Origin of the sequence: Peribacillus saganii (assembly GCF_003429095.1) — a bacterium.
In the GTDB taxonomy this organism is placed as follows: domain Bacteria; phylum Bacillota; class Bacilli; order Bacillales; family DSM-1321; genus Peribacillus; species Peribacillus saganii.
The window spans coordinates 62,642-79,598 of record NZ_QVTE01000001.1; the positions used below are offsets into that span (position 1 = coordinate 62,642).

General features: G+C 43.5%; 19 protein-coding genes and 1 other annotated feature. Of the genes, 18 read left to right on the plus strand and 1 reads right to left on the minus strand.

Features of this window, described 5'->3' with window-relative positions; translation table 11 throughout:
• Nucleotides 1-2 precede the first annotated feature (2 nt).
• The 13 genes from minD to pheA all read left to right on the plus strand — a co-directional run bounded on the left by minD (nt 3) and on the right by pheA (nt 9,844).
• On the plus strand, nt 3-806 hold the full coding sequence (minD, locus tag D0469_RS00285) for a septum site-determining protein MinD (RefSeq protein ID WP_117324661.1): 804 nt from the start codon (nt 3-5) through the stop codon (nt 804-806).
• Nucleotides 807-1,057: 251 nt separating this feature from the next.
• Complete coding sequence (locus tag D0469_RS00290) at nt 1,058-1,828, plus strand: M23 family metallopeptidase (RefSeq protein ID WP_117324662.1); 771 nt, start codon at nt 1,058-1,060, stop codon at nt 1,826-1,828.
• The gene (locus tag D0469_RS00295; protein WP_117324663.1) at nt 1,821-2,687 is read left to right on the plus strand and encodes a M50 family metallopeptidase; all 867 of its coding nucleotides are present in this window, start codon (nt 1,821-1,823) and stop codon (nt 2,685-2,687) included. The genes D0469_RS00290 and D0469_RS00295 overlap by 8 nt, the downstream gene beginning before the upstream one ends.
• A gap of 69 nt (nt 2,688-2,756) precedes the next feature.
• Nucleotides 2,757-4,247: an Rne/Rng family ribonuclease gene (locus D0469_RS00300; RefSeq protein WP_117324664.1), complete on the plus strand. Its 1,491-nt coding sequence runs from the start codon at nt 2,757-2,759 to the stop codon at nt 4,245-4,247.
• Nucleotides 4,248-4,336: 89 nt separating this feature from the next.
• Nucleotides 4,337-4,418 (plus strand) — a sequence feature (ribosomal protein L21 leader region).
• A 13-nt stretch (nt 4,419-4,431) separates the two neighbouring features.
• Nucleotides 4,432-4,740: a 50S ribosomal protein L21 gene (rplU, locus tag D0469_RS00305; protein WP_117324665.1), complete on the plus strand. Its 309-nt coding sequence runs from the start codon at nt 4,432-4,434 to the stop codon at nt 4,738-4,740.
• A gap of 11 nt (nt 4,741-4,751) precedes the next feature.
• Nucleotides 4,752-5,087 carry a ribosomal-processing cysteine protease Prp gene (locus tag D0469_RS00310; protein ID WP_117324666.1) on the plus strand — a complete coding sequence of 112 codons (336 nt, stop codon included), beginning with the start codon at nt 4,752-4,754 and terminating at the stop codon, nt 5,085-5,087.
• A 12-nt stretch (nt 5,088-5,099) separates the two neighbouring features.
• Nucleotides 5,100-5,390 (plus strand): 50S ribosomal protein L27, encoded by a 291-nt coding sequence (gene rpmA, locus D0469_RS00315; RefSeq protein WP_117324667.1) that lies wholly within the window; start codon nt 5,100-5,102, stop codon nt 5,388-5,390.
• A 198-nt stretch (nt 5,391-5,588) separates the two neighbouring features.
• Nucleotides 5,589-5,786 carry a hypothetical protein gene (locus tag D0469_RS20790; protein ID WP_158553309.1) on the plus strand — a complete coding sequence of 66 codons (198 nt, stop codon included), beginning with the start codon at nt 5,589-5,591 and terminating at the stop codon, nt 5,784-5,786.
• A 222-nt stretch (nt 5,787-6,008) separates the two neighbouring features.
• Nucleotides 6,009-6,560, plus strand: coding sequence for a Spo0B C-terminal domain-containing protein (locus D0469_RS00320; RefSeq protein ID WP_117324668.1), 552 nt, complete (start codon nt 6,009-6,011; stop codon nt 6,558-6,560).
• Between the two features lie 64 nt (nt 6,561-6,624).
• The gene (gene obgE, locus D0469_RS00325) at nt 6,625-7,914 is read left to right on the plus strand and encodes a GTPase ObgE (protein WP_117324669.1); all 1,290 of its coding nucleotides are present in this window, start codon (nt 6,625-6,627) and stop codon (nt 7,912-7,914) included.
• Between the two features lie 30 nt (nt 7,915-7,944).
• Complete coding sequence (locus tag D0469_RS00330) at nt 7,945-8,394, plus strand: ACT domain-containing protein (RefSeq protein WP_117324670.1); 450 nt, start codon at nt 7,945-7,947, stop codon at nt 8,392-8,394.
• Between the two features lie 299 nt (nt 8,395-8,693).
• The gene (locus D0469_RS00335) at nt 8,694-8,840 is read left to right on the plus strand and encodes a YycC family protein (RefSeq protein ID WP_117324671.1); all 147 of its coding nucleotides are present in this window, start codon (nt 8,694-8,696) and stop codon (nt 8,838-8,840) included.
• A 119-nt stretch (nt 8,841-8,959) separates the two neighbouring features.
• The gene (gene pheA, locus D0469_RS00340; RefSeq protein ID WP_117324672.1) at nt 8,960-9,844 is read left to right on the plus strand and encodes a prephenate dehydratase; all 885 of its coding nucleotides are present in this window, start codon (nt 8,960-8,962) and stop codon (nt 9,842-9,844) included.
• Nucleotides 9,845-9,991: 147 nt separating this feature from the next.
• On the opposite strand, the gene D0469_RS00345 is transcribed toward pheA, so the two are convergent.
• The gene (locus D0469_RS00345) at nt 9,992-10,525 is read right to left on the minus strand and encodes a transcription repressor NadR (RefSeq protein WP_117324673.1); all 534 of its coding nucleotides are present in this window, start codon (nt 10,523-10,525) and stop codon (nt 9,992-9,994) included.
• A gap of 732 nt (nt 10,526-11,257) precedes the next feature.
• Here D0469_RS00345 and D0469_RS20795 point away from each other — a divergent pair.
• The 5 genes from D0469_RS20795 (at nt 11,258) to ruvA (ending at nt 16,957) form a co-directional block, all read left to right on the plus strand.
• Entirely contained in the window at nt 11,258-11,647 is a 390-nt protein-coding gene (locus D0469_RS20795; protein WP_158553310.1) for a hypothetical protein, read from the plus strand.
• A 196-nt stretch (nt 11,648-11,843) separates the two neighbouring features.
• Complete coding sequence (safA, locus tag D0469_RS21805) at nt 11,844-13,826, plus strand: SafA/ExsA family spore coat assembly protein (RefSeq protein WP_117324676.1); 1,983 nt, start codon at nt 11,844-11,846, stop codon at nt 13,824-13,826.
• Nucleotides 13,816-14,790 (plus strand): phosphotransferase, encoded by a 975-nt coding sequence (locus D0469_RS00365; RefSeq protein WP_158553311.1) that lies wholly within the window; start codon nt 13,816-13,818, stop codon nt 14,788-14,790. The genes safA and D0469_RS00365 overlap by 11 nt, the downstream gene beginning before the upstream one ends.
• A gap of 455 nt (nt 14,791-15,245) precedes the next feature.
• Nucleotides 15,246-15,833 carry an intercompartmental signaling factor BofC gene (locus D0469_RS00375; RefSeq protein ID WP_233522899.1) on the plus strand — a complete coding sequence of 196 codons (588 nt, stop codon included), beginning with the start codon at nt 15,246-15,248 and terminating at the stop codon, nt 15,831-15,833.
• A gap of 518 nt (nt 15,834-16,351) precedes the next feature.
• Nucleotides 16,352-16,957 carry a Holliday junction branch migration protein RuvA gene (gene ruvA, locus D0469_RS00380; protein WP_117324679.1) on the plus strand — a complete coding sequence of 202 codons (606 nt, stop codon included), beginning with the start codon at nt 16,352-16,354 and terminating at the stop codon, nt 16,955-16,957.

The following is a 16,957-nucleotide window of genomic DNA, read 5'->3' on the forward strand; positions in this document are numbered from 1 at the left end:
TCGTGGGAGAGGCAATAGTTATTACTTCCGGTAAAGGCGGGGTCGGGAAAACGACAACTTCAGCCAATTTGGGAACATCGTTAGCTCTTCTTGGCAAAAAGGTTTGCCTGGTTGACACTGATATCGGGCTTCGCAATCTTGATGTGGTGATGGGTCTTGAAAACCGTATTATTTATGACTTGGTCGATGTAATTGAAGGGCGCTGCAAACTTCATCAGGCTCTGGTTAAGGATAAGCGATTCGACGATTTGTTATATTTGCTGCCGGCTGCTCAAACTAGTGATAAGACTGCTGTGACGCCTGAGCAGATGAAAAAGCTTGTGGATGGACTGAAGCAGGATTACGATTATATTGTGATCGATTGCCCTGCAGGGATTGAGCAGGGTTTTAAGAATGCAGTTGCGGGAGCTGATAAGGCAATCGTTGTTACAACTCCTGAAGTTTCCGCCGTCCGTGATGCAGACCGGATTATCGGTTTGCTAGAGAAGGAAGAGAATGTGGAAGCACCTAAACTTGTCATCAACCGGATTAGGAGCCATATGCTTAAAAGCGGGGAAATGTTAGATATCGACGAAATTACTGCACATTTATCGATTGACCTGATTGGGATTGTGGTTGATGATGACCAAGTAATTAGGGCTTCGAACCAAGGTGAACCTATTGCCCTTGATCCGAATAACCGTGCGTCCATTGCTTACAGAAATATCGCGCGCCGCATCCTGGGGGAATCTGTGCCGCTAAAACCGCTGGAAGATGAATCAAAAGGCTTCATGGCAAAAGTAAAAAAACTATTTGGTGTACGCTAATTGATAGAAAGGCTCCACTGCTTTTTGCGGTGGAGCCTTTTTAGTTCTGTGAATCGGTAAAATTTGCAACCTATCTTTCAATTTGAGTACTCCAAAAACAAGTCTTTGGCCTTCCGAGCGGCTGAAAAAATCTTCCTGCCTATCCGCTTCTTATTAATCCCGGCATTAATCTATTTTGTCATAGCATGGACAAGTCGCTCATACAATGTGTAACAAAAGTACTTGTTCGAAGCAGGGGGTCGAGTGGAGATATGAAGGATAGACGAAAAGAGATACGGAATCGGATTGCGAAGCGGAAGAAGATGAGTGGGACACGGCCGTCAGGTTTTACGCCGCCCATTTATGATGAAGAGAAATACGGCTTTGAGCGGCTGCCGGCCTATGAGGGGACACCATCAGACCTTGATCATCCTTTATTTAAAAAGGAAGTCTTTTATTTTAAAATACTGGCTGCCCTGTGCCTGTTCCTCATCACGGCCGTTTTGTTCAAACATCCTTCGGAAAAGCTTGATGCAGCCCGGAACTTTGTCAGTAACACAATGGAAACGGAAATGCAGTTTGCGGCCATTTCGAACTGGTATGAAGAAACATTTGGAAAGCCGATTGCTTTTTTGCCCCCAGATACCGGGAAATCCGAACAGGCTGAAAAAACTATAGCCAATACCGAATATGCATTGCCTGCATCAGGAAGAATTATGGAGCCCTTTGAGGTAAATGGCGAAGGAATCATGATAGAGACTGGTCTGGGTTCAAAGGTGGAGGCAGTTAATGAAGGAATTGTTATTTTTGCTGGTGTGAAAGAACAGCTGGGCAAGACTGTGATTATCCAGCATTATGATAAGAGCGAATCCTGGTATGGCGGGCTGGAGAGGGTTGATGTACTGCTGTATGACCCTGTAAGCAAGGGGAAATCAATAGGAACAGTCGCTCCAAGTGAGGATGCTTCCAAAGGTTCCTTTTACTTAGCAATTAAAAAGGACGATATTTTTATCGACCCAAATAAGGTGATATCTTTTGAATGAATATATTCAGCTTCTGTTAAAGATGAGAATTCATCCTACCCTTTGGCTGGTTATCGGCATTTCGGTTGTTACCGCACATTTCATCCCTGTATTGATGCTTCTTTGCATTGTTTTCTTTCATGAAATGGGACACGCATTTGCTGCTCAGTTTTATAAATGGAGGATAAAGTCCATCGAGCTGCTGCCCTTTGGTGGTGCCGTGGTTACGGAGGAGTATGGGAACCGGACCCTAAAGGAAGATCTGATGGTGATCCTTGCGGGACCCATCCAGCACTTATGGCTGATTGGTGCAGCGTTTTTACTGTATTCAGCCTCGATCCTCCCGCATGTACTATTTGAACAATTCTTATATATGAATCTGGCTGTCCTCCTGTTTAACCTGCTTCCTATTTGGCCGCTGGATGGCGGAAAGCTGTTATTTTTGATTTTTTCCCTTTCCCGTTCGTTTTTGGACGCGCATAGGGTTACGCTTTTGTTTTCGATTGTATTTTCTATTTTATTTGTTTTTATTGCAGCTATTATTAGTCCCTTTAATTTAAATATATGGATTATCGCCGGTTTTCTATTTTTTTCACTCACCGTTGAATGGAGGCAGCGGCATTACGCGTTCATCCGCTTTCTGCTGGAGCGTCATTATGGGAGGATGGACAGTCCAGGAAAGCTGACTCCGCTTGCAGTTGATGAAAGTGAGAATATATACCATGTGCTGGAGAAATTTCGCAGGGGCTGCAAGCATCCAATCATTATCCTGCAAAATGGCAAAGAAAAAGGCGCGCTTGATGAGAACGAGATTCTTCATGCTTACTTTTCTGATAAGCTGACAAACATTAAAGTCGGAGACCTGTTATATTCATGGTAATTATGATATTCTTTTTTCAATAATCGGCTGTCTGTGCGCAGCAGTCATATTGGAGAAGGGATTTTTTTTATGAAAAAAATAATCATTAACATGATCGGCAGGGAAAAACGATATGCTGTAATCGAAGATGGTGAGCTTGTGAAGCTGGAATTGCTTCCGCCTCAACAGGCATCTGCTGTAGGAAATATATACACGGGTCAAGTAACTAAGGTATTACCGGGCATGGATGCGGCCTTTATCGATTATGGTGCAGAGAAGAACGGATTCCTGCATCGTGATCAGCTGCCGTCCTTTCAGCGCGCAAAAAGAGCCGGGAATCTGAGTGGGAACGAAAAGATCAATCAGTTCATCCGTCAGGGCGAGAAACTTCTGATCCAGGTGGTAAGGGATGGGAGCGGCAATAAAGGGGCTCGGCTTACCGGAATTATCGAGCTCTCATCAGACAATCTTGTTTATATGCACGGGATTGACTATGTTGGTGTATCCAAGAAATTTAGTGATCCAGCAAAACAGGAAAAGTGGAGAAAACGTGCTGCATCCCACAAAGAAGACGACGAAGGGCTCATCGTCCGCACATCGATGGAAAATCAGCCCGAAACGGCTATGATAAAGACAATAGAGGAGCTGCGGGCGGAATTTAAAGTAATAGAGCAGGCCCTTCGAATGGAAAAAAGGCCGGGACTGGTTAAAGCAGCAGATACGTTAATGGAATCGATAAAGTCAGAAATATCCACTGCCAACTGGGGAGAGGTCGTACTGGATGACAGCGCCGGTTACCGGCAGCTCGGAAAATGGCTTGAAAATCATGGCTCGGATTGGCAAATCCTGCTCCACAAAGGGCCGGAAAATATCTTCACTGCTTATAAATTACAGAATCAAATCGAGCAGGCTGGAAAAAAAATCGTTTGGCTTGAACATGGTTCCTATCTAATCATTGAAGAAACAGAAGCCTTTACCGTTATTGATGTAAATACAGGAAAATTCACCGGCAAGCGGGAAAAAGAAGCAACTTTGACCGAAACAAACCGGAACGCTGCTAAGGAGATTGCTAAGCAGCTAAGGTTAAGAAATATTGGGGGAATCATCCTGGTTGATTTCATTAACATGAAGGATGAAGCTGATAAACGCTCGGTCATCTCTATATTAAAGGAAGAAAGCAAGAAAGACGAAATGCGTGTACAAATCGGGAGTTTTTCTTCACTGGGAATTCTCGAAATGACTCGCAAAAAAACGACTCCTTCCCTTAGTGAACGAATGAACGTATCTTGTCCTGTATGCAAAGGTAGCGGAAAAGTCGAAAGCTCCGAATCACTTGCCTTCAGGCTGGAAAGAGAACTGCTAGAACACAAGCAGACCGATGGTGAGGCTGTGTGGATAGAGGCTCCGCAAAGTATCATTGATGTTCTTTCAGGGGACAAGGATTCCTTCCTTCCTACTCTGGAAGAGGCGATTGCAAAGAAATTGCTGTTTTCTGTAATGCCCGAAAATATAAATACTTATCGTATCCGCCATTTCGGCAGTATAGAGGAAATAACCGAAAGACAAAAAAAGTCTATCTAAATATATTTGTCTTATGTATAATACTTTGCAATAACATATTGACACCACATAGGTATTCATGATAGGATTTTAATGTTATGTTTGTAGCACCCGTGCTACAACCGCTCAGAACAGGTATTAAGCTTTTGCATAGATGCAGAACACCTGTGATTGGCGAGTCTGAGTTTAATAAGGAGGTGCAGGTATGTACGCAATTATCGAAACTGGCGGCAAGCAAGTTAAAGTAGCAGCAGGCGATGTGGTATACGTTGAAAAATTAGACGTAGAAGCAGGCGAAACTGTAACTTTTGACAAGGTTTTATTCGTAGGCGGCGACAATGTTAAAGTAGGTGCTCCATTGGTGGAAGGCGCTACTGTAACAGGTAAAGTTGAAAAGCAAGGCCGTGCTAAGAAAATCATCGTTTTCAAATATAAAGCGAAGAAAAATAACCGTAAAAAGCAAGGTCATCGTCAGCCATACACTAAAGTTGTTATTGATGCAATCAACGCGTAAGGCGTGATAAGATGATTAAAGTTACAATCGAGTATGAAAGTACAGAAGTGATCTCTTCGTTTACGTTAAGCGGACATGCTGACTTTGCCAAACATGGTTCAGATATTGTTTGTGCGGGTGTTTCTGCAGTTTCCTTTGGGACTGTGAACGCAATCATGTCGTTAACTGGCGTAGAGCCTGAGATTGAGCAGGGCGGTAATGGGGGCTATCTCCGCTGTGCGATTCCGAGAGATATTCCTATGGAAGCACAAGAGAAGGTCCAGTTGCTGCTGAAAGGCATGCTGATATCACTTCAAACGGTTGAACGTGATTACGGTAAATACATTCAAATTAACTTAAATAAATAGGAGGTGGAACATATGTTAAGATTAGATCTTCAGTTCTTCGCTTCCAAAAAGGGAGTAGGTTCTACTAAGAACGGTCGTGACTCAATCGCTAAACGCCTTGGCGCTAAGCGTGCAGATGGCCAATTAGTAACTGGCGGTTCTATCCTTTACCGTCAGCGCGGTACAAAAATCTACCCAGGTGAAAACGTGGGCCGCGGTGGAGACGACACTTTATTCGCAAAGGTTGATGGCGTTGTTAAATTCGAACGCTTTGGCCGTGACCGTAAAAAGGTGAGCGTATATCCTGTTGCTCAAGAAGCTTAATATTATGCAACTAAGAAAACTCTAACCCACAGGTTAGAGTTTTCTTTTTTAAAAGATCAGAAGGTATTACTTTTTTGAACAAGGTACAGATGTCTAGTTCCAGCGCCCAGCCCCTCGAGGTCATAAGCCAATCACTTCGGAAGGCAAAAAGCGCCTTCTGTCAGCGCTTGTCTTATGCTTGTCGGAGGCCCACAGGATGTGGGTCAGAACGGCGTTGCCACAGGACGTGGCGAATTTAGCTGTTCTTCCTCTAAAACAGGGCGCTTGCACTTTTATGTGATGTTTAGCTGCAGCGACCAGCCACTCGAGGGCGGACTTGCACAGGACAAGGAATGCTACGGAAGCGATACATCGCACGAACAAAGCGACAGCTTTGTGAGGACATGGCGTTTTTAGCCGTTCTTCCTCTAACCAGGGCGCTTATACGCTTTTCTTACGAAATAATACGCTGTTGCCCGCTTTTTTGATATACTTATTAAAAGCGAGGGCGGCGGCTGAAAATACTAAAGGCCAAACGTTGTTCAAATTACGAACAGAGGAATTTTATCCCCTTACATTAAACTAATTCAGGCGGCTTGACGAGGATAAGTTCTTTATTTTACTTTTGGGAGCTTATTAATGAAAAAAGAATGGAATACAGTGGAGATTCTTCGCCACTCAAGACATGACTGGTTAAATAAAATCCAGCTGATTAAAGGGAATCTTGATTTAAATAAGATAGACCGCGTCCGAATGATCATTGATGAAATCATCATTGAAACTCAGCAGGAAGCAAAACTTTCCAATCTTGCCATGCCAAAGTTTTCCGAACTTCTTTTAACATCAAATTGGAGCAGTAAACCATTTTTACTTGAATATGAGGTGATGGATACAGTTGCTGGCTGTTCATTATTGGATGATTGTATCTTTAGCTGGACAGAAAATTTTTTCCTTCTGCTTTCAGATACGCTTGATCCCATGGCGGAAAATTCCTTGCACATATTTATAAGTTACTGCGGTGAAAATATACGGTTTTCCTTCGATTTGCAGGGAAGAATAAGAAATGAAGATAGTTTGCGTTTCTTTTTTCAGGAAACGCCCTCTGAAAAAGGGGAAGTATCCGTAATAGTGATGAATGAGCAGGAGCTTTTCTTCCATATAGATGTCAACTGTAGCGAATTACGGAAATAATTCTAATGATATTTGGTAAGTAAACGGCATCAATGGACTACATACAAAGAAGGAAGTGATCAGGATGTTTGTCGATCAGGTCAAGATATACGTTAAAGCTGGCGATGGCGGTAATGGGATGGTTGCATACCGCCGTGAGAAATATGTTCCAAAAGGCGGTCCTGCGGGCGGAGACGGCGGTAACGGCGCTAACGTCGTTTTTGAAGTAGAAGAAGGATTGCGGACTTTAATGGATTTCCGTTATCAGCGCCATTTTAAGGCTTCCCGCGGTGAGCACGGAATGTCAAAGGGAATGCACGGAAAAAATGCTTCTGATATGGTTGTCAAGGTTCCGCCGGGAACAGTGGTACTTGATGAGGATACAAAGGAAGTTATTGCCGATCTTGTTGAGCATGGCCAGCGGGCTGTTATCGCTAAAGGAGGCCGAGGTGGCAGAGGAAATTCGCGTTTTGCGACAGCTTCCAACCCAGCTCCTGAGTTTGCCGAAAATGGAGAGCCAGGTCAGGAACGGAATGTGGTCATGGAGCTTAAATTGCTGGCGGATGCGGGGCTAGTCGGGTTCCCAAGCGTCGGTAAATCTACGCTTCTTTCTGTCATTTCTGCGGCAAAGCCAAAGATTGCAGATTATCATTTTACAACGATCGTTCCAAACCTTGGGATGGTTGAAACAGAGGATGGCCGCGATTTTGTGGTTGCGGATCTGCCAGGATTAATTGAGGGGGCCCATCAGGGTGTCGGGCTGGGCCATCAGTTTTTAAGGCATATAGAAAGAACAAGAGTAATTGTCCATGTTATTGATATGTCAGGATTGGAAGGGCGAGACCCATATGAAGATTACCTGACAATCAATAAAGAGCTTGAGGAATATAATCTGCGCCTTACAGAGCGTCCGCAAATAATTGCTGCCAATAAAATGGACATGCCGGATTCTGAAGAGAACTTAAAGAAGTTTAAAGAGAAGCTGCAGGATGATGTACCGGTATTCAGTATCTCCGCTGTTACACGTGAAGGGTTAAGGGATTTGCTTTTTGCTGTAGCTGATAAAATTGAAGCTACACCGGAATTCCCGCTTCAGCATCAGGAAGAGGAAACTGGCATCCACCGAGTTTTGTATAAGCACGAGGCTGCACAGGCAGGCTTCTCGATCACAAGAGATCCGGATGGGGCCTTTGTCCTTTCAGGTCCAAAGGTAGAGAAGGCATTTAAAATGACAGACTTTCAACGGGATGAGTCTGTCAAGCGGTTTGCCAGACAGCTGCGCTCTTTCGGTGTCGACGATGCTCTTAGAGAAAGAGGAGCCAAGAACGGTGACGTAGTAAGGCTTCTTGATTTTGAATTCGAATTTGTGGATTGATTTTGCCGCAGTAAATGAGGTGTGCGGATTTTGAATAAAACCGATCAAAAGTTTTATTTGGTTCGTGAAGATGTGCTTCCAGAAGCTATGAAAAAAACACTGGATGCCAAGAAGCTGATTGAGCGGGGAAAGGCAGGTTCAGTATGGGAAGCTGTCCAAACGGTCGATTTAAGCAGGAGTGCATTTTATAAATACAGGGATACAGTTTTTCCTTTTCATACGATTGTGAAAGAAAGGCTAATCACACTCTTCTTTCACCTGGAGGATCGCTCGGGAACGCTTTCGCAGCTTTTGGGTGTCGTGGCTACCGCGGGCTGCAATGTGCTGACGATTCACCAAACGATACCCCTTCAAGGAAGAGCGAATGTTACACTTTCTTTGAATACAAGCGGTATGGTAATGGAAATTGAAGACATGCTGACAAGGCTAAGAAAGATGGAGTTCGTAGAAAAAGTAGAAGTTCTCAGCTCAGGTGCTTAATTAACAAAAGGTATCCGTCAAGTGCTGCAGGCTGCCGTTAAAGTGTTGGCTATATGCCTGCTTATCCTGTCTTCGATTTTCATTTTTCACCAACTGTATATAGATATCCCTTTGAAAAAAGAAATTAGCAAACATTTTACAGCTGAGCTTTAGGTCAGATAACCTGATTCATCTTTTCTGGAAAAAAGCTTCAGTTGATGGATTCATATTCCTGCTGGAAATGTTATAATAATAAGAAGTAAACCGTGCAGGTCAATAATGCTGCACGGTTTTTGATTTTAAAAAAGGAGGAATTTTACATGAGACCGCTGCAAATATCACCCGCAACAGCTCAAAAGCTTGCAGAATCCTTAAAAGTGCCATTAGAACAAATCATGCATATGCCACAGCATATTTTGCTGGCGAAGCTTGCTGAAATTCAAAAGCAGGAAGAAAAGGATAAGTAAGGATTATCTGAATTTTTCAATTAATTGTTGAAATATTAGGAATAATGGTCTATTATAGATTTATTTTCAAAGTAGCTTATTGCTGACATTAATTTTAACAAAGAAAAGGAAGTGGGACCATGGCTCAAACAATAGCCTTTTTAGGGCCGCGGGCCACATTCACTGATTTGGCGGTATCTAGGCTGTTTCCAAAGGGCGAAAAGCTGCCGATGATGACAATTCCTGAATGTCTGGATGCAGTGAATGAGAATTACGCGGATATTGCTCTTATTCCACTGGAGAATGCCTTGGAAGGCTCGGTCAATATTACTCTGGATTATTTAATTCACGAAGTAACACTCCCGATTAAAGGGGAAATAATTGCACCGATCCAGCAGCATTATCTCATGCATCCCGGGCAGGCGGCTAATTGGAAGCAAACCGAAATGATCTATTCTCATTCACATGCGATTGCCCAATGCCATAAATTCATACATAAAGAATTGAAAGGGACCCCGTACGAGTATGCTACTTCCACTGCTGCGGCTGCAGAATTTGTGAGAGATAATCCAGGCCGGTGCATTGCTGCGATTGCAAACGATCTGGCGGCGCAGGAATATGGGCTGGAGATCGTAAGAAGGGACATTCACGACTACAGCCATAATCATACACGGTTCATTATCGTATCAAAAAAAGAACCTGATTTTTCAGGACATGAGACAGTTGAAGGCAATAATAAAACAACGCTGATTGTCATGCTGCCTGCAGACCATACTGGAGCCTTGCACCAAGTTCTATCGGCTTTTGCATGGCGCAAGCTGAACCTGTCGAAAATCGAATCAAGACCGCTCAAAACAGGCCTGGGCAATTATTTTTTTATCATTGATATTGATATGAAACTGGATGATGTCCTAATCCCGGGAGCAATGGCAGAGCTGGAAGCCCTTGGCTGTAAAGTCTCTTTACTTGGCAGCTATCCCAGCTTCACCATAGAAAAGACGGGATACCCGGCCCATGAGAAATGAAATAATCCCCTGGTGTCTGTGAAGGGATCCATAACTGTTAGCTCTAATTAAAGTTTTAGTAGCGCATGTAAAGCCGCGCAAGAGTCATGCCGTGCGAGGATTTTGGTTTTTAATAATAACAGTAATGAATTACAAAATGGGCTGCTATTAAATAAGCAGCCCTATTTTTTTTAAGGCAGTTTCCGCTTCGTCAAGTGCCTGTTCGGAGCGGGCGAGCAGTGTGTGAAAGTGGATGCCTTCTGTCAGTTCAGAAAGAAAGGAAGCATTTGTTTTATTGATTTTTGCGATAAATTGCTGAACCTCTCCCCGATTGCTGACCATAATGGGTGCTGATAAATTTCCATAAACCGGATGTTCGATTCTGACATCCTTTACAGTAATGCCGAGGTCTACGAGCAAGTTCAATTCTTCCTCTGTCCGATCAGGAGTATGGCTGCATCCAAGTGTTCGTTCGGCTTGTACGGTATTTTCCACCTGCTTCATAAATAAATAGCCTTGACTTGTTGCAATGATTGGTTCATTTCTTGCTTTTAAAAGCGTGATATCACCGACAATGACTTGTCTGCTTACATTGGAAATTTTCGCAAGTTCATTCCCTGTAACAGGTTCATTTCTATTTTTCAACAGCTCCAGCAGCTGGAGCCGCCTCTCTTCTCCAAGCAATTTTTTGTTTGTCTTCATTCATATCTCCTCATTTGTTCAGGTCATCCTTTTCAGGCAATAAACCGTCTATTATTGACACTTTATCACACAGCGGTCAGGATGTTAAAGCAGAAGCAGTGCCGATCTCTATTAACGCTTTGCTTTGCTCAACCACATCCAGGGGACTTGTTTGCCTGCCCAACGATATCCATATTATACTTTGCCTGTTCTGTCCCATAGACCTACTTTTTATGGCTTTACCAGCTAATGCTATCTGCTGCAAACACAATTGGATAGATCCATTCTGTCTCTGAATTAACATGTTTACAGGTTGCCAAGGCAGTTCTTTTTTATTGGATTCTGGAAATGCTTCCAATCAATCTTTCCTGTAAAGAATGTTACTTAGCCGCCTATCCCCTGAAATTTTTCCACATATTCACTAATTGAAGAGTGTTCGATCCTTGGAAGAAAAAATGTGTTTCTTTACCGGGGCATTAGGAAGCAACGTTTTTTAGAGATAGTTAAAATCGATTCCCCTGCCTCACTCGTAAAAATCATCCTGCTTCATTGAACCCCAGTTTTGGGCCAGATGTTCCAATGAAAACTTCAGTATGTGAGGACACGGTCCATGCATCATGGAGGCTGTTCGAGTTCCGGTAGTATTTCTTTGACCAGCAGCATATATTTTTTAGAGCAACCTCTGAAATCGTGTACTGGGTGGATAATAAAAATACCTCGTAATATTAAACTTATATTATTATTTATAAGGTTATGTTAAAGCTCACTCTTGTTTTTGCACTGGGTATGGCTAGCTGCAGCACCCAGCCCCTCGAATGTTGTGACCAAGAGCCGTCACAACCCTGTGTTGCGATCAAGTGCCATCGCAACCTTGGTCATAAGCCAATCGCTTTGGAAGGCAAAAAGCCCCTTGTCGGAGGCCTAAAGGATGTGGATGAGAACGGCGTTGCCACAGGACGCGGCGATGTTAGCCGTTCTTCCTTTTCAACAGGGGCGCTTTTGCTTTTCTATATTGGAGCGGAAGGTGCGAATCTCCTCGAAAATGCATCCGCATTTTCTCGTGCGGTGTTTATTCGAAGGAAGACTATACAACTTCCTGCGGGAAAGCGAGTATCTGGATCGGAAATCAACAGGCATGTTTAACAAAGCCATTTATAAAAAAGATTTTTCTTCAAGTTAAAAATGATTAAAAGAACTCCATAACCGCCCAGCACAAAAGGATTTCTGAAAAGATAAACATAAAAACGATTTTTGCCGCATAAGTTTTTGATGAAAAAGAGATAGCACTTTGCCCAAAGTTTCATAGGATATAAGGACATATGCACAGGAGGGAAACAGCGTGAAAATTCATATCGTCCAAAAAGGGGATACTCTTTGGAATCTCGCCAAAAAATACGGCGTAGATTATGAAGAACTTAAAAAATTGAATTCCCAGCTCAGCAATCCGGACATGATCATGCCCGGCATGAAAGTGAAAATTCCTGGAACAGCTTCAAATATAAAAAAAGAGACTCAAGTCCCGGGAGCTATTGTTCATTACGGAACAAAGAAGGAAGCGCCGAAAGAAGAGCAGCTTAAGCCATCCCAGCTCCTCCAGCCGGTAATGGAAACCCCGCCTGTTGTTAAAAAGGAAATGCAGGTGGCTCCTAAGGAACAACCGATTGTGAAGGAGCAGCTTAAAATGAAAGAGAAACCAATTATTAAAGAACAGCCGGCTCCTGTAATGCCAAAAATGAAAGAGAAGCCAACAATTTCTCCAACTTTTGTTGCAGACATTGATGTGAATAACTACCTTATGATGCAAAAGGTAAATACGCAGGTGCAAAAGCCCATGAAGAAGCCTGAGAAGAAACCGGAAATAAAGCCTATTCAGCAGCCGCAGATGAAGCCTATAGTGAAACCGGAGAAGAAAATGGAGGAATGCCCGGAAGTACTACCGGCTCAACAAGTACAACAAGCGATGGCAGAAGAGTGCATTCCGATTACACCAATTATGCCGGGAACTGGATTTTGCCCTCCGCTTCAGCCGTGGATGATGAGTCCGCAAATGTTCCATGGAAATATGCCAGGGCAGCTTCCAATGCAGCAAGCCCCAGGTTTATTTGAAGAATCGTCTTCATTGCCTTATACTCCTGGAACACAAGGAGTACAGGGAGTATGGCAGGCAGGCGTTCCAGATACTCAAGGATACTTACCGCAGCAAGCAGTATCACCTTCTTCATGGCATCAGCCGGAGCCGGGACAGTTTTGTTATCCCGACCAATCGCCGACTTATCAAGGAGTTGCCGAAACATGTGAAGGTATGGGCCAGTTTGGAGTAAGTGGAGCGATGGAGGGTATGCCGTCTATCCCAGCTCCCCCTTCATTTCAGCAGCCAGTATCGGCGATGGCGCCAGTTCAGCTGGAAAGCAGCGATTGCGGCTGTGAGAGTTCATCAAGCTCATCAAGTTCGTCAAGCTCATCATCCGCCCAGTTTCCTTTTGGGCAGCAAATGGGAGGAATTCCGTTTCCAGGATTTCCATCTATGCCGCACCAGAAGCCAATTCAGCAGCAGTCATTTCCACTTAGTCAACAACAGCCATCCTTAGTTCAGCCAAGCTCATATGGGCCACCAAAATTCTTCGGCCAGGCACCCTTGGCACAGCAGAAGCCACATGCCCAGCCGCAATTCCAGCAATCGCCATATTCCCAGCCGCAATACGGCGGTCACTCACCATATGGCCAGCCGCATTACGGGCAGCAGCCATTTGTCCAGCCACAATTTGGACAGCAGCCGTCATATGCCCAGCCGCCGCATTTCGGCCAGCAACCCGGATATAGCCATGCCTCGCCTTTTGAACAGAGTCAATTTATGGAATCACCAATATTTGCTCAGGGAGAGTCTGTGGATCAGGTATTTGAAGAATCACAGCCTGAATCGTTCTTTAATCAGCCGCTACAACCATATAGCCAGCAGCCGCAATACGGTCAGCAATTCGGATACGGCCAGCAGCCATACGGCCAGCAGCCGTTAACAGGGCAGCCCCCGTATGCCCAGCAGCCATACGGCCAGCAATTCGGATATGGGCAGCAGCCATATGGCCAACAAATGCCGTACGGACAACACCAGCAGCAGCCAACAGGCTCTTATCGGCAGTTCGGTCAACAGCCGCCTCCATTTTTGCCGCAAGGTCAAATGCAAGGTCAAATACAAGGTCAAATACAGCCATATGGTCAAAACCCCTATCAGCCAGGTAATATGCAAACTCGCGAAAACCAGGACCAGGCGGACTCAGAGCCATTTAATATGCCAGGTTATGCAGATGAAAGCAGTGAATTTTAAAACAGCGGGAGACAGTGAGTTTATCACTTGTCTCCTGTCTCATTTACAAGGTTCAGGATTCTCTTTGCAAAAGGCTGCAAAAATAAGAAACAATATTTTTTATATAGAAACCAATGGCTTTCGGAAATTTATTGCAAAAGGTTTTTCTAGTGAAAAAAAGCTGTTGCTCCAGTCAAGGCTAATTAACTTACTGAAGAATAACGGATTTGACAAGACTTACTCAATAAACGTTGATCTGCCGCCTATGCAAGTTGGAGGCCTTCATTATGCGTTTTTAGAATACTTGATGCCTCATCCAAATCCGTTTATTTTCTTGGGGAAAAGTGAAAGACAGGAAGGGCTGCAGCTGCTGGGACAGTTTCACGTGGCCTCCTCCCGGATAAGCGATGATTTTCACCTGGACTTATCCTCGTTTGACCAGACAGGGAAATGGTCGGAAAGGTTTCGCCGGTTTCAGCATAATCTTCCTATGGTCCGAAACTATGTATCTGATCATGTTCTAGAACAATGGCAGAAATGGGCTGATTGGTCGCTGGAAGGACTCACCCGCAATATAAGCTGGTTAACGCATGAAAAAATGGCTATCATCCATGGGGATGTAGCAAATCATAATTTCTTAAGAAAAATAACAGGCGAGCTTTGTTTAATTGATTTTGATTTAATCTCGATTGCACCCCCGGTCATTGATTATCTTCAATATGCAAATAGGATACTTCCTTATGTAAGTAAACCAGATGAGATTTGGGAGTACCCGGAACTTGCCCCTTATAAAAGGAATCCTGCATTTTTATATGCACTGGCATTTCCAGCGGATATTTTCAGAGAGTGGAACAGACTGGCCAAAGAACAGAAAGAAGCAAGGCAGCCACAGCTTCACGCAATATGGAAAATGACTGTAGAGCAGTTTATTAACCGGATGCATTTTAACCGCCATCTGGAACAATTAATATTATCTCTGAAATAGCAGGCCCGCTGGTCCCGCAAATACGGCACCATCAAATCTTCTTGGAAACACTCCGGCCACTGCAGTTACCCGGATGGGGAATGATATGTCACAAAACGGCAATGTCAGGGCCGGAATGCATACTTTTCGAAGGGATGCTTTTTTTCTGGCGGACATAGATGCAGATGGAATTCATCCTCACTTCACAGGAATAATCACAATTATTTTGATTCTGAGTAAAAACTAATGGAAATATTACAGTATACAAAAAGATGCCCCTTGCACGAATCGTTGCGGTTTGCCAAGGGGTATGTTTTAAAAAAGAAACAGCTTCAGCGAGATTGACTGCGCTCAAAATCTTCAAACTCCCCTCTTTTTTAAAATGTTCACAAATCCTCATTAATAAGTTGGTTAAAATTCCTAAGAGTAGGTGAAGCTATTCATAACAAAGTTCCACTTCCTTGGTAGGTGATAAAATGAGAAAACGTTTCAGCGTTTATGTCATAATGTTTTCCATAATGATATTTTTAAGTATTTTTGCCAGCAGCATGGATGAAGGAGCGGCGCGTGATAACAATAAGGCGGCACTGTTCATTTCGGCAGCTGGGCCTGATAATAGGGAAGAGGCACCCACCATTACAGGACCGCTAGAAAGAAAGGTAGTATTGCAACGTGTTTATGTAGATGGTGAAGTTAGTATAGAAATTGTAATGAATAAGATTCAGGCCATGGAAGATTTTTGGGCTGAGTATGAAGGCTGGCAGCTTGTGGACCAAAACGAAAAACGGATTATTTTCCGCAAGCAGGAGAATGATATTTCACCATTGTTGAAGGCGAATGGGTATTTCGGCCTTTCAAATGATGGAACATTATCAATTTTTAATGGGAAGCCGGATCAATCAAACATTATCCAATCTTTTTTCCAAATAGATGTCAGAAAGCTCGAAAGCTACAAACGCCAGGAACTGAAAGAGGGAATTCGCATTGAAAATAAACATAGATTTAAACAGGTAATTGAATCTTTTAAATATTACTCAGCATCCCGCGAAACCTGGTCGCCTTAATAAACTTAAAAGGGAATTGTGCACTAAAAGCAGCTAGAATGAAACCTGTTCATGTTCATCATGGCAGGTTTTTTCACTGCTTTATAAAATTCCTGAGTTATGTATAACAAAAATAGTTCTCTAGCTCCAGCGCGCAGCAGCTTTTTTTACATACTAAGAATAATGCAGCTTACTTCCCCGGGAAAATAATGCCCTTGCGGACAGGACACGGAATGCTTCGGCAGCGATACATTGCACGAATCAAACCGGCAGCTTTGTGAGGACGTGGCGACCATTGCCGATCTTCTCTAACGAGGGCGCATGCGCTGTTGTTCCTTCCTTAGCAAGAAAATCCGACAAAGTATTATACAAAGCGCATAGCTCACTGCGGACTACACCCCCTTTCGTTTCTTTTCCTTTCCTATTTCCTCATGGGCTGATAGGTGGGGCTGCGCTTTTTTACTTAATAAACCTTTTTCACACCTTCGGCGGTTTTATATGGTAAAATGGTTTACAGCAAATTCAGGGAGCGAACCTAAGTGTACGATTTTATTAAAGGGATTATTGATTATGTAGGACCGGAATATATAGTTGTCGAAAATGTCGGGATCGGGTATCAGATAATGACGCCTAATCCTTTTATTTTTTCGCAGGGCAGTGAGGTGAAAATTTTTATTTATCACTATGTTCGCGAAGATACTGCTGCCTTATACGGATTTAATTCCAGGGAAGAAAAGGCGCTGTATACAAAGCTGCTAAATGTAACCGGGATTGGTCCTAAGGGCGCACTTGCCATTTTGGCATCGGGCCAAGTCGGCCAGGTGGTTCAGGCTATCGAAAATGAAGATGAAAAATTCCTTGTTAAGTTCCCAGGTGTAGGTAAAAAAACAGCCAGACAAATGATTTTAGATTTAAAAGGAAAGCTTGAAAATGTTGTACCGGATTATTTTCCTAACTTATTTAATGATGGAGTCGAGCCTGCCAGCTCAGGGGCGCATTCTGATGAGCTGGATGAAGCTATCCAGGCTCTTCAAGCATTGGGCTATTCGGATAAGGAGCTGCAGAAGGTTGCCAGTAAGCTTGATTCCGAGCAGCTGACAACTGAACAGTACATCAAGAAAGCACTGCAAATGATGCTGAGATAG